This is a genomic window from Burkholderia sp. AU39826 (genome assembly GCF_020419965.1).
Taxonomy (GTDB): Bacteria; Pseudomonadota; Gammaproteobacteria; order Burkholderiales; family Burkholderiaceae; genus Burkholderia; species Burkholderia semiarida.
On the sequence record NZ_JAIZQG010000018.1, the window covers coordinates 41,527 to 54,938 of the forward strand.

The window sequence follows — 13,412 nt, forward strand, 5'->3', positions numbered from 1 at the left end:
GTTGCTTCGGGCAGTCGGCGGGCGAAGCGACGCGAACGCCTGCCCGACGTCGCGTCGATCAGCCGCGCTCAGATCTGTTGCTGCCCGCCATCGACGAACAATTCGATGCCGTTCACGAAGCTCGCATCGTCTGAAGCGAGGAACAGCGCCGCGCTCGCGATCTCGCCCGGCTCGCCGAGGCGTCCCATCGGAATCTGGGCCGCCAGATAATCGGCCAACCCCTGCCGCTGAGCCGCATCGTCACCGGCAAGATCAAGCAGGCCGGGCGTGCGGGTCGCGCCGGGGCTGATCGTGTTCACACGAATGCGGCGCTCCTTGAGGTCGAGAATCCAACTGCGCGCAAACGCGCGCACCGCCGCCTTCGAAGCCGAATACACGCTGAACGCAGCGGTACCCGCGCTGCCCGCCGTCGAGCCGGTCAGAATCACCGATGCACCCTCGGCAAGCAGCGGCAGCGCCTTCTGCACGGTGAACAGCACGCCCTTTACGTTGCGATCGAACGTTTCGTCGTAATGCGCCTCGGTGATGCTGCCGAGCGGCAGCATCGAACCGCCGCCGGCGTTCACGAACAGCACGTCCAGGCGCCCGTGCTCTTCCTTGATTTGCGCATACAGCGCGTCGAGTTCATCGAGCTTCGTGGAATCGGAACGCACGCCCGTCGCGTGGCCGCCGGCTGCGCGAATCCCTTCCACGGCGGCATCGAGCTCGGCCTGGCGGCGGCCCGTGAGATAGACGTGCGCGCCGTCAGCCGCGAAGCGCTGGGCGGTGGCGAGACCGATGCCGCTGGTGGCGCCGGTGACGAGTGCGATCTTGTTGTCGAGCTTGCGTGCCATGGTATTGCTCCTTTCGTTGATCAGTGGTGTTTGCGTCAGGTGTCGCGTAGTGCGATGTGAGGAGAATATCGACGGCCTGATCTTTTCGAAATAGAATTGATCGCAATAAAACGTTGCATAAATGCAAGGATGAGGCGCAATGGCGTACCTACCCGACTTCGAAGGGCTCGCGATGTTCGCGAAGGTGGCCGAGCACGGGTCGTTTGCGGCCGCGGCGCGCGCGACCGGGGTGTCGGTCGCCACCGTCTCGCGCGGCGTGGCCCGCCTGGAGGACCGGCTCGGCGCGCGGTTGTTCAATCGGACGTCGCGCCAGCTCTCGCTGACCGAGTTCGGCCGGACGATCAGCGAGAAAGCCGGCGAGATCTATCGCCAGGCCGAGGAGGCGGAAAGCTCGGCGCGCGAGATGTCGGTGCAGCCCCGCGGGCTGGTGCGCCTGACCGTGCCGATGTCGTTCGGGCTGCGCTGGGTCGCGCCATTGCTGCCGGGCTTCTTTCGCGCGTATCCGGAAGTGTCGATCGACCTGCATTTATCGGATGCGTCGGTCGATCTGATCGCCGATGGATTCGACGCCGCATTGCGTATCGCCGCGCTGCCGGATTCGTCACTGGTCGCGCGTCGGCTGTGCGCGGTCACGCAATTCGTGGTGGCGTCGCCGGAATATTTGCGTCGCGAAGGAAAACCCGCGCATCCGCGCGAACTCGCGGATCGCCCCTGCCTCTCGTACGCCTATCGTGCGCGTAGTGCCGTCTGGCGTTTCACGAACGACGCGGGCGACGAGGAGTCGGTCATGCCGACGGGCCCGCTACGCGTCACCAACGCCGATGCGCTGTTGCCGACGCTGCTCGATGGTCTCGCGATCGCCGAGCTGCCGGAGTTCATCGCCTACGACTATCTGGCCGATGGCCGTCTCGAAGCCATTCTCACCGACTGGTCGCTGACGAAGGGTGGGCTTTATTTCGTTACGCCGTCGGCACGGGCGCGCCCCGCGAAGGTGACGGCATTGTCCGACTACTTCGCCGAACATCTGGGCAATCCAGTCTGGCGATGGCCACCGTGACGCGCGCGGAAAGCGCTGGGGATACCTGATCTTCAAGGACTTGATCAGGTTCGACCGATCGACCGCTACGGCCCCCAGAGAAGGCCGTCGGCCGACCGTCTGCGCGAACGACTTCAGATACTTCACGCCCGTGTCGCACATGATCGCGACGACGTGGCGTCCGGGCCGAGGCGTTCGGCGAACCGCAACCCCGCCCGTCTCGCCGGCCATCCGATGCGTCAGACCGTACGCGACACCAGTTCGCCCAGCACCGTGTCCAGCGCGACGCGGCCACGCAGGATTTCGTCAGGATCACTTTCGAAATCGATCCAGCCTTCGTTGAAACCGTCCAGCATGCGCATGCGCGGGAGCGGGTGCTTCATACCCTGCGCGCGAAACAGCGCTTCCCACGTTCGCCTGTCGATGGCCTCCGCGCGCACGTCCCGACCCAAAACGCGAGCGAAGGCCAGCGCGAGATCGTCGGGGCTCACCCGGCGCGGCCCTTCGAGCTCGACGACACGCACCCCGCGCCACGTCTGCTGGAGCAGGTCAGCCGCCACGCGGCCGACGTCCGCGGTGGCGACCATCGGCACGGGCTTGTCGAGCGGCTGCAGGTAGCTGGCGACGACGCCATCGTCGCGCGCGGACACGACATCCCACGCGGCGTTCTCCATGAACCAGCCGGGCCGCAGGAACGTCACCGGCATCGGCAGCTCGCGCAGCGTCTGCTCCATCAGCGTGAGTTGTGTGAGCAGATTGGTCTCGTGTGCCTGCGCGCCGATCGTCGACAGGCACACGACCCTTTCGGGGCGCGCCTTCAGCAGCGCGGCAGACACGGCCTCGATCACCTTCCGCGCCTCGGGAAAGCCGGGCGCCGGATCGAACTGCGGCGGCAGCAGGATGAACACGCCCGTCGCGCCGGCGAACGCGGCGGCGAGCGACGAAGCGTCTTCCATGAAAGCGGTCGCCATCTCGCACCCGCGCGCCGCCCACGCCGCGGCCCGCGTCGCATCGCGCACGACCGAGCGCACGGGCCGACCCGAGGCCAGCAGCTCACGGGCCAGCGCGCCGCCGACCTTACCGGTGATTCCAGTGATTGCATACATTGCTCGTTCTCCATGTGTGAATGCGTGGGTCGCATTGTGGACAAACGCCGGCCGAAACAAAACGACATGGATGGCATCAGATTAGTGACAACACGTCATCAATTCGGCATGATCGATGCGCACGCCCGGCAATGGGCATCATGCGGCGTGGGCGTGCCGGCCTTCCGCGGGTCGCTCGCGATCCGCCAACCGTATTCATTCGAGCAACCATGAGATCCAGTAGCGAGAAACTGTCCGGCGGCATCAGCGTGTTCGCCGCCGTGGTCGATGCCGGGACGTTCGCGGCTGCCGCCGACGTGATCGGCATGACGCCGCCGGGCGTCAGTCGAGCGATTGCCCGGCTGGAAAGAAAGCTGAACATCCGGCTGTTCAACCGCACGACGCGGTCGGTGTCGCTGACCGAAGAGGGCCGCCGCTTTTACGAGCAGGTCATGCCCCATCTCGCCGGGCTGGAGGAAGCCGCCGCGGCGGCCGCGGGTGGCGCGTCCGCGGTGCGCGGCAAGCTGCGCATCAATCTGGATCCCGTCGTCTATCGCGCCATTCTCGGGCAACGGCTCGATGCGTTCATGGACGCCCATCCCGAACTCGAAATCGAACTCATCGCGCGAGACAGCCTGGGCGACCTCGTGACGGACGGCTTCGACCTCGCCGTACGATTCGGCGAACCGCGGGCCTCCAGCCTGATCGCGAGAAAGCTGCTCGACACCGGCGTCGTGACGGTCGCGGCGCCCTCGTACATCGCGCGCCGGGGGCGGCCGGAAAAACCCGAGGACCTCGAAAACCGCAACCACCGCTGCCTCGAATTTCGGAACCCGGAAACAGGCAAGCCGTTCGCGTGGGAATTCCATCGCAAGCGCAAACGCATCGTGGTCGACACCCGCGGACGCCTCACGGTCAACGATCCAGGCGCCCTGCTCAACGCATGCGTCGCCGGTTCCGGCATCGCGCAGATGCTGCTGCTCGGTGCCGAGCCGCTGATCGCCGACGGCCGGTTGATCAATCTCTTTCCCGAATGGGCCGACGAGCGGTATCCGTTATACGCGTACTACCCGTCCCGGCATCACGTGCCGGCCAAGACCCGCGCGTTCCTGGATTTCATGGTCGAACTGTCGGGCATGCACGCGGGCGTCGGCACGCGCTAGTGCTCCGGCGCCGCCTCGCGAGCGCGCGGCGGCCCGCCGACGAGCGCCAGCTACACTGTCTGCGCGAGGGCTGGATCGATCTCGCGCGCGGTCAGTCCGAATCTCGCCATGCGAGCGCGATGGTCCGGCGAGCCGAGATAGGCACGAAGTTGCCGATCAAACGTGTCGACAAGACGCCGGTTTTCCCGGTTGAATGAAAACGCGCCGAGCGGAGGCGCTCGCCGTGCGCCGTTGACGCCCGGCTCGTGCGCGACGGCCTCGATCATCGCGCTGCCTATCCGGCTCGCAACGATTCGATTCCCCAGCGCCGTGCTCGCATAGGCGTCGATCACGCCGGAGAGAACGGCCGCGATCGCGTCGGCTTGCTGTTCGAACACGACGATTTGCCGCCGACTCACGCCTGACGCCATCGCGGAATCCTGCTGGACCTGTCCGGCAATGATGCCGAGGCGCGCATCGGGACGTTCGGCGATCGACGCATAGCTCGTGAGCGCTTTCGGGTTGCCGGGACGCACCAGAAAGCCGTCCTCGATGCCCCACACCGGCACGCTGAACGCGACGGTATCGGCGCGCTGCGGCGTCACGAACAGCGGCACGTTCATGTCCCAGTGACCCGATGCGACGCCGGGTAGCAATTCGCTGAACGTCGTCGGGCAATACTCGATCCGGGTAACGCCGATCTGTCGCAGGATCGTCGCCGCGAGCTCCAGATCGGCACCCATGGCGGTGCCGTCCGCTTCGGTCCAGCCGAACGGCGGTTCCTCGATGTACGCAATGGTTACCTTCATCGCATTGTCCCGCAGGCCGAAGAATCGATCAGGAGTTCATCAGCTTACCGTGGGAAGTCGAGATCCACTAAGAGCGGACAAAATTAATTCGGGTGTAAGCAAATTGACGACATTATTTTGGCGAGACCGTCAGGCGTTCCAGAATGAACTGGCTCCACGCTATTCGACGTTGTCCGCCACGTCCGTCATCCGGATCATGTGCGGCTTGATGCCGTCGTCTTCGGCCGTCGCGGCCTCCTTCGGGTGAATCAGCGCTTCGAGCCGCGCCTTCGTCGCGATGAACTCGGGCGTATTGACCTGCGAGTAATCGCGCGGCCGCGGCACCGGCACCTCGATCAGTTCCTGCACGCCGCCGGGGTTCGCCTTCAGCACCAGGATCCGGTCGGCCAGAAAGATCGCCTCGTCGAGATCGTGCGTGATGAACAGGATCGTCACGTCGATGTTGCGCCAGATGTCGAGCAGGTGCGTCTGCATCCTCGCCCGCGTCTGGGCGTCCAGCGCGCCGAACGGTTCGTCCATCAGCAGGATGCGCGGACGGTTCGCGAGCGCACGGGCAATCGCCACGCGCTGCTTCATCCCGCCCGACAACTGGTGCGGATACACGTCCGCAAAACGCGTCAGCCCGACGAGATCGAGCCACTGCAGCGCCTCGCGCTCGGCCACGCCGCTGCTGCTGCCGTTCATTCGCAGGCCGAACATCACGTTCTTCTTCACCGTGAGCCACGGAAACAGCGTATAGCCCTGGAACACCATCCCGCGATCGGCGCCCGGCCCGTCCACCGGTTTGCCGTCCAGCAGCACGTCGCCGCTCGTCTGCGCGTCGAGCCCGGCGAGGATCCGGATCAACGTCGATTTGCCACAGCCGGACGGGCCGATCACGCACACGAACTCGCGCCGGTGCGTGCTGAAACTGATGTCGTCGAGCGCGACACACTCGCCCTGCGGTGTCGTGAAACGCTTGCCGATGTGCCGCACGTCGAGTATTACGTCGCGGGCCTTCAGTCGCGCGAAGCGCTCGCGCACCGCGTCGGATTGAATCAGGTAATCGGGGACGGCTTGCGGGTTCTGCATGATGCCCTCTGCTGAAATCGGTCGATGGATACGTGCGGGCGGCGCTCACGCTTTCAGCGTGCGGTCCCACGGAAAGAGCCGGCGGCCGAGCAGCGCGAGCACGATATCGGTGCCGAGGCCGATGATCCCGATCATCAGGATCGCCGCATACACGTTGTCGAAATGCTGGTAGCGCGCCTGCTGGCTGATGTACCACGTGATGCCCGAACTCGTGCCGACGAGCTCGGCGACGATCAGGTAAGTCCACGCCCAGCCGAGCAGGATCCGCTGATCGCGATACAGGTCGGGCAGCACGCCCGGAATCACGACGTGCGTCAGCAGCTTCAGTTTCTTCGTGCCGAGCGTCATCGCGGCCTCGAACAGCCCGTATTCGAGCTTGCGCGTGGTGTTCGCGACGATCAGCACCTGCTGGAACAGCGTGCCGATCACGATGATCGCGATCTTCGGCGCGTCGTAAATGCCCAGGATCGCGACCATCAGCGCGCCGAACGCGGGTGCCGGCAGATAGCGGAAGAACTCCAGGAACGGCTCCTGCAGCCGCGCGAGCGCACTGAAGGTGCCGCAGACGATGCCGAGCGGCACGCCGATCGCCGACGAAATCACGAAGCCCCAGAAGATGATGCGGATGCTGTGCCACAGGCTTTCGTGCAGCCACACGCCGTCGCGCGACGCGGGCGGTGTCGTGAACGCCGTGTAGAACGCGCGCAATACCTGGTGCGGCGCCGGCAGGTAGACCGGATTCGCGCGCTCGCCCTCGGGCACGGCTGCGTGCGCCGCACGCGCATGCGCGAACTCGTCGTCGAACACGTCGCGGTCGATCTGCATGCCGGCCTGGAAATAGTCGACGCTGCCCGGATTCGTGATGCGCATTTGCGGATGCCAGACGAACGGGACATAGCTGATCAGGCACCAGACGGCGAACGGCAGCAGGAAGGACGCCAGCCCGAGCGTCCATTTGCCGCGCGTCGTCAGCTCGCGCCGCACGGCGAGCCAGCCGGTCGTGTTGCGGGTCGTTGTCATCGGAATCTCCGTATCGTTTCGGGTACCGGTCGCGCGAATGCCGCGGCATCGCGCGACCGTGCGGTCATTGCCGTGCGTCGCTCGCGGCCTGCGCGCGGTACGCCCGCCAGCCGCCGAACCGCGTGATGTCCTGCGCATCGTCGAGCGCCACGTGCTCGCACAGGAAGCCCTGCACGGGCGAACCGTCGGCGAGCGTCAACGTGCCGATGCCGAGCGGCGCCGCAATACCGGCGACGAAGCTGCCGTACGCGTCGACCGGCATCTCCCAGATCTCGACCGCGATCGGCGCGCCGCCGTCCGGCACGCGCACGAGCCCCGGTTTGGCGACGCCGCCGCTTGCGTCGGCGGACAGCGCATAGAGACGATAGGCCGGCGCGGTCGTGGTCGCGGCGACGAAGCGCGCGCCGCGCTGCGTGAGCTGCCCGTTCAACGGTTCGCCGCGCAGATGCGCGCCGACGACGGCCACCCGCACGACACCCGCCGATGCGGCGCCCGGCGGCATCGCGGCCGCAGGCGGCCGTACGTCGCCGCCCGCCGTCACGCCGTCGCCCCATGCCTGCGCGAGATCGAGCAGCCGCGCATCGTCGTGCGCGCGACCGACGAACGTGATGCCGAACGGCAAGCCCGCATGCGGCCCGGTCGCGCACGTGCCTGCCGGCACCGCGATCGCCGACAGGTCGAGCAGGTTCACGAAGTTCGTGTAATAGCCGAAGCGTGAATTGATCGCGATCGGATCGGCTTCGAGCGCATCGACGGTCGCGGTCGTCGCCGAGGTCGGCATCACGATCGCGTCGAGGCCGTCCCACGCGCGGGCCGCATCGACGCGCAGCGCCGCAAGCCGGTCGAATGCGGCGAACGCATCGGCGGCGCTGAAGCGCGACGCGCCGCCGAGGATCTCGCGAATCACCGGATGCAGCGCATCGGGCTCGCGCGCGGCGAACGGGCCGATCGCGGCGAGCCGCTCGGCGACCCACGGGCCTTCGTACAGCAGCCGCGCGGCGGCCAGGAACGGGCCGAAGTCGATCTCGACGATCCGCGCGCCGGTCGCGCGCAGCCGTTCCAGCGCCGCACCCCATGCCGCGCGATACGATGCGTCGCCGAAGAATTCGAGCTGATCGGCACGTGGCGTACCGAAACGCAATTGCGCGAGTGGTCGCGCCGGCTGCGCGCGCAAGCCGTCCGCGCCCAGCAGCGGCTGCCAGGCGCGCCCGTAAGGATCGCCTTCCGTCACGCCGTGCGCGGCGGCGAACACGGTGCGCGCGTCGTCCGCCAAGCGGGCGAACACCGACACGCAATCGAGCGACCGGCAGGCCGGCACCACGCCGAGCGTGCTGAGCACGCCCCGGGTCGGCTTGAGCCCGACGAGCCCATGAAATGCGGCGGGTACGCGCCCGGAGCCCGCCGTGTCGGTGCCGAGCGAGAACGTCGCGACGCCGAGCGCGACGGCCACGGCCGAGCCGGAACTCGAGCCACCCGACGCGTAGCGCGGGTCGAGCGCATTGCGGCACGCGCCGTATGGCGAGCGCTGCCCCGAGAGCCCGGTCGCGAACTGGTCGAGATTCGTCTTGCCGACGGGAATCGCGCCGGCCGCGATCAGCCGCTCGACCACGGGCGCGCTGCGTTCGGGCGTATATGCGTAGGCGGGGCAGCCCGCCGTCGTCGGGATGCCGGCGACGTCGATGTTGTCCTTGACCGCGAACGGCACGCCGTAGAGCGGCAACGACGCGATGTCGCGCCCGGCCAGTGCGTCGGCATACGGCATCATCTCGTCGCGCGTCAGCGGCCGGATCCACGCATGGTGCGGGTCGCCCGCGTCGAAGTGCGCGGCGATCGCGTCGACGAGCGCATGCGGCGTCAGGCCGCCCGCCGCGTAGCGTGCGCGCAGCGCGGCAATCGAGTGCAGCCCGGGCAGGATCGAGCGTTCCCTCGTACTCATGCGACCTCCTCGGCGGCGCCCGCCTTCATCACCATCAGCCGCTGGCCGGCCACCACCGCCGCGCCAGGCGCGCAATCGATCGTTTCGATCGTGCCGTCTTCCGTTGCCGTCACCGCCACCTCCATCTTCATCGACTCGACGATCGCGACGACCTGCCCTTCGGTCACGCGCTCGCCGGCTTCCACCAGCACTTTCCACACGCTGCCCGACACGTCCGCGGCGATCGCCCGCTGCGTGTCGTCGAGCGCGGCCGCCGCCCGGTCCGCTTGCGCGTCGCCGTGCTCCGCGTCGCCGACGTATTCCGCATGGCCGGCCGCGCGCCACCGCTCGCGCTCCGCGTCGAACGCGGCCTGCTGCGTCGCCTTGAACGCGGCGATCGAATCCGCCTCGTCGTGCAGGAAGCGGTTGTAGGCGCGCAGATCGAACACCGATTCCTCGATCTTCAGCGTCGCGCGGCCCGCGATGAAATCCGCACGCAGCGCAGTCAGTTCGGCCTCGCTGACTTCGTAGAAGCGGATCTCGTCGAAGAAGCGCAGCAGCCACGGCTTGCCGGCTTCGAATTCCCGCGTGGTGCGGTGGCGGTTCCACATCTGCACGGTGCGGCCGACGAACTGATAGCCGCCCGGCCCTTCCATCCCGTACACGCACAGATACGCGCCGCCGATGCCGACCGCGTTCTCCGGCGTCCAGGTGCGCGCGGGGTTGTATTTCGTCGTCACGAGCCGGTGCCGCGGATCGATCGGCGTCGCGACGGGCGCACCGAGGTAGACGTCGCCGAGCCCCATCACCAGATAGCGCGCGTCGAACACGATGCGCTTCACGTCGTCGATGCTCGCGAGGCCGTTGATGCGCCGGATGAACTCGATATTGCTCGGGCACCACGGCGCATCGGGCCGCACCGACTGCATGTAGCGCTCGATCGCGACGCGCGTCGACGGGTCGTCCCACGACAGCGGCAGATGGACGATGCGGTTCGGCACGCGCATGTCGGCCACGTCGGCCAACTCGCGCTCGGCCGCCTGCAGATGCGCGAGCAGCGCATCGAGCGGCAGCGTCCGCGCGTCGAACTGCACCTGCAGCGAGCGGATGCCCGGCGTCAGGTCGAGCATGCCGGGCAACCGGTGCGCGTCGAGCCAGCCCATCAGCGCGTGCACGCGAAAGCGCAGGTTCAGGTCGAGCATGAGCGGCCCGTATTCGACGAGCACGTTGCGATCGCCCGAGCGCCGATAGACGACGCCGATGCCGCCGCCCGCGGACGGGTCGCGGTGCAGCACGCAATCGTCGGATGCGCCGGATGAAGCCGTTGCCACGTCACGCGTCGCATCCACGATCGCGGCAGCCGGCTTCCCGGCCGATATCCCGGCCGACACGCCCGCGCGCACGAACCGCACGGTGTCGCCCGGCCGCAACTGCCCGAGCTTCCACAGCTCGTCGCGCCCGACCGTCACCGGACACACGAAGCCGCCGAGGCTCGGGCCGTCCGGGCCGAGAATCACCGGCATGTCGCCGGTGAAATCGACGGCACCGATCGCATACGCGTTGTCGTGGATGTTCGACGGATGCAGCCCCGCCTCGCCGCCGTCCGCACGCGCCCATTGCGGCTTCGGGCCGATCAGCCGCACGCCGGTGCGGCTGGAGTTGTAATGGACGGTCCACTGCGTGCCGTAGAGCATCGCGATGTCATCCGGCGTGAAGAAATCCGGCGCGCCATGCGGACCGTCGAGCACCCCGAGCGTCCATGCGTGGGTCAGCTCGGGAATGTCGGCCGCGGCCAGCGTCGCGCCGGCGTCGCCGCGCCCGGCGTCCGCGTGCAGATGCAGCACGTCGCCCTTGCGCAGCGCGCGGCCGGCATGGCCGCCGAACTGGCCGAGCGTGAAGGTCGCCTTGCTGCCGAGATAGTCGGGTACCTGCAGCCCACCCTTGACGGCGAGACACGCGCGCACGCCCGCGCCCGTCACGCCGCCCAGCTTGAGCACCGCGCCCGCCCGTGCGCGCACGACCTGCCAGAACGACACCGCTTCGCCGTCGAGCGTGGCCGCGAGCGGCGCACCGCCGAGCACGAACAGCGTCGCGGTATTGAAGCGCAGCGTCGCGCCGACCATCGTGAATTCCAGCCCGGCCGCGTCGCGCGCGTTGCCGAGCAGCGCGTTCGCGAGATCGAACGCGCGATCGTCCATCGGCCCCGACGGCGGCACGCCGACGCTCCAGTAGCCGACCCGCCCGGGCGCCTGCTGCACGGTGGTCTGCACGCCGCCGTCGAGCACGTCGATCGTGTGCGGCGCAAACGCGAAGCGCGACAGGAAGGCAGTGGTCGGCGCACCGCGCGCGAACGTGTCGGAGCCGACGACGGCGCGCAGGTAGTCGAGATTGGTCTCGATCCCGTACAGCTCGGTCTGGTCGAGCGCGGCACGCAGCGCGGCGAGCGCGTCGCGCCGCGTGTCGCCACGCACGATCAGCTTCGCGAGCAACGGATCGTAATGCGCGCTGATCTCCGTGCCTGCCTCGATCCAGCCGTCGACCCGCACGTTCTCCGGAAACGCGACGTGCGTAAGCAGCCCGGCGCTGGGCTGGAACTGCTTGTTCGGATCCTCCGCATAGAGCCGCACCTGGATGCTCGCGCCGCACGGCGCGACGGCAAGCGTGTCGAGCGGCGGCAGGTCGCCTTCGGCCTGCAGAATCATCCATTCCACGAGATCGACGCCCGTCACTTCCTCGGTCACGCAATGTTCGACTTGCAGCCGCGTGTTCACCTCGAGGAAATAGAACCGCCGCGCGGACGCGTCGAACACGAATTCGACCGTGCCGGCCGACGCGTAGCCCACAGCGCGCGCGAGCCGTACCGCGCTCGCGTGCAGCGCGTCACGCTCGGCGTCGGTCAGGTCGGGCGCGGGCGTTTCCTCGATCACCTTCTGGTTGCGGCGCTGCACCGAGCAATCGCGTTCGCCGAGCGCGATCGCGCCGCCGCGGCCGTCGCCGAAGATCTGCACTTCGATGTGCCGCGCGTGTTCGACGAACTTCTCGAGATAGACGCCCGCATGTGCGAAATTCGCGGCGCCGAGCCGCACGACCGATTCGAAAGCCGCGCCGAGCTGCGCGGCATCGCGACACAGCGACATGCCGATGCCGCCGCCGCCCGCGGTGCTCTTGAGCATCACCGGATAGCCGATCGCGTCGGCTTTGGCGAGCGCCGTCGCCACGTCGTCGAGCAGCCCGGTGCCGGGCAGCAGTGCGACGCCGTGTGCGGCGGCGAGTTCGCGCGCGGTGTGCTTGAGGCCGAACGCGCGCATGTGATCGCCTCGCGGCCCGATAAAGCGCAGGCCCGCCGCTTCGCATGCGTCGGCAAAGCCCGCGTGCTCGGACAGGAAGCCGTAGCCGGGGTGCACGGCTTGCGCGCCGGTCTCGCGCGCGGCGGCGAGGATGGCCGCGACGTTCAGATAGCTGTCGGCCGCCGCCGCGGGCCCGACCCGCACGGCTTCGTCGGCGAGCGCCACGTGGCGCGCGTCGCGATCGGCATCCGAATAGATCGCGACCGATGCGATGCCGAGGCGCTTCAGCGTGCGGATCACGCGGCAGGCAATTTCGCCACGGTTCGCGACGAGGACTTTGGCGAATCTCATGTTGCCTCCCGCCGGGCCGCCCCAAGGGGTGTAGCGGGGAATTCGCGGAGCATCGCTCCGCGCCCGCGCAGCCGGCCGGCTTTGCAAAGCCGGCCGTGGACGGCAACCGCCCCCTTGGGGGGCAGCGAACATGTCGGCCCGGCGTAGCGCTTCAGCGCGTACGCCGGCCCCATGCAAAGCAAGTAAGCGTGGGGGTCGTTCATTCCGCCTCCCACACGATGAGGCGCACGGGCGTCGGGTTGTAGCCGTTGCACGGATTGTTCAGTTGCGGGCAGTTCGAGATCAGCACCGTGACGTCCATCTCCGCGCGCATCTCGACGTATTTGCCCGGCGCGGAGATGCCGTCCTCGAACGTGAGCCTGCCGAGCGGCGTGACGGGCACGTTCATGAAGAAGTTGACGTTGCCCACGAGATCGCGCTTGGTGAGCCTCGCACCGGCGCCGCACGTGCAGTGCGCGATCGCGTTGAGGAAGCTGTCGCGGCAGTTGTGCATGTAACGCTTGTCGAGCGCATAGCGCACCGTGTTGCTCTCGGCCGCGCACGCGCCGCCGAGCGTGTCGTGGCGGCCGCACGTGTCGGCGACGATCGTCGCCATCGGGTTGCCGCGGCTCGACACGAGCACGCTGCCCGCGCTCAGGTACAGGTTGCGCTGCGCGCGGATCGTGTCCTGCGCGCTGTAGCGTTCATCGGGATCGTCGGTGCTGTAAAACAGCGTGTCGACGGCCTGGTTGCCTTCCAGGTCGAGAATGCGGAAGATCTGCCCGCGCTTCAGGTCGTGCAGCCACGGGTCGCCCGCGTTCAGCGTGATGTCGTGGATCGCGTCGCGCGGGTCGAGTCGGCTTTCGATGATCGGCATGGTCTCG

At 68.0% G+C, this 13,412-nt stretch carries 10 protein-coding genes; 2 read left to right on the forward strand and 8 right to left on the reverse strand.

Features of this window, described 5'->3' with window-relative positions; translation table 11 throughout:
* Nucleotides 1-68: 68 nt before the first annotated feature.
* On the reverse strand, nt 69-833 hold the full coding sequence (locus LGM42_RS25045) for an SDR family NAD(P)-dependent oxidoreductase (protein ID WP_060313868.1): 765 nt from the start codon (nt 831-833) through the stop codon (nt 69-71).
* A 139-nt stretch (nt 834-972) separates the two neighbouring features.
* Here LGM42_RS25045 and LGM42_RS25050 point away from each other — a divergent pair, with 139 nt between their 5' ends.
* On the forward strand, nt 973-1,890 hold the full coding sequence (locus LGM42_RS25050) for a LysR family transcriptional regulator (protein ID WP_060313871.1): 918 nt from the start codon (nt 973-975) through the stop codon (nt 1,888-1,890).
* Between the two features lie 218 nt (nt 1,891-2,108).
* Here LGM42_RS25050 and LGM42_RS25055 read toward each other — a convergent pair whose 3' ends face one another.
* On the reverse strand, nt 2,109-2,975 hold the full coding sequence (locus LGM42_RS25055) for an NmrA family NAD(P)-binding protein (protein ID WP_226233533.1): 867 nt from the start codon (nt 2,973-2,975) through the stop codon (nt 2,109-2,111).
* Nucleotides 2,976-3,184: 209 nt separating this feature from the next.
* Here LGM42_RS25055 and LGM42_RS25060 point away from each other — a divergent pair, with 209 nt between their 5' ends.
* Complete coding sequence (locus LGM42_RS25060) at nt 3,185-4,117, forward strand: LysR family transcriptional regulator (RefSeq protein ID WP_226233599.1); 933 nt, start codon at nt 3,185-3,187, stop codon at nt 4,115-4,117.
* A 50-nt stretch (nt 4,118-4,167) separates the two neighbouring features.
* On the opposite strand, the gene LGM42_RS25065 is transcribed toward LGM42_RS25060, so the two are convergent.
* The 6 genes from LGM42_RS25065 to LGM42_RS25090 form a co-directional block, all read right to left on the reverse strand.
* Nucleotides 4,168-4,905 carry a transporter substrate-binding domain-containing protein gene (locus LGM42_RS25065; protein ID WP_226233535.1) on the reverse strand — a complete coding sequence of 246 codons (738 nt, stop codon included), beginning with the start codon at nt 4,903-4,905 and terminating at the stop codon, nt 4,168-4,170.
* Between the two features lie 159 nt (nt 4,906-5,064).
* Nucleotides 5,065-5,976 carry an ABC transporter ATP-binding protein gene (locus LGM42_RS25070; protein WP_226233536.1) on the reverse strand — a complete coding sequence of 304 codons (912 nt, stop codon included), beginning with the start codon at nt 5,974-5,976 and terminating at the stop codon, nt 5,065-5,067.
* A 45-nt stretch (nt 5,977-6,021) separates the two neighbouring features.
* Nucleotides 6,022-6,996 carry an ABC transporter permease gene (locus LGM42_RS25075; RefSeq protein WP_226233538.1) on the reverse strand — a complete coding sequence of 325 codons (975 nt, stop codon included), beginning with the start codon at nt 6,994-6,996 and terminating at the stop codon, nt 6,022-6,024.
* Between the two features lie 64 nt (nt 6,997-7,060).
* A complete protein-coding gene (atzF, locus tag LGM42_RS25080; protein ID WP_226233539.1) occupies nt 7,061-8,932 on the reverse strand; it encodes an allophanate hydrolase in 1,872 nt (623 codons plus the stop codon).
* On the reverse strand, nt 8,929-12,549 hold the full coding sequence (gene uca, locus LGM42_RS25085) for an urea carboxylase (protein WP_226233540.1): 3,621 nt from the start codon (nt 12,547-12,549) through the stop codon (nt 8,929-8,931). Before uca ends, atzF begins: the two co-directional genes overlap by 4 nt.
* Nucleotides 12,550-12,748: 199 nt before the next feature.
* Nucleotides 12,749-13,405: an urea amidolyase associated protein UAAP2 gene (locus LGM42_RS25090; RefSeq protein ID WP_226233542.1), complete on the reverse strand. Its 657-nt coding sequence runs from the start codon at nt 13,403-13,405 to the stop codon at nt 12,749-12,751.
* Nucleotides 13,406-13,412 lie beyond the last annotated feature (7 nt).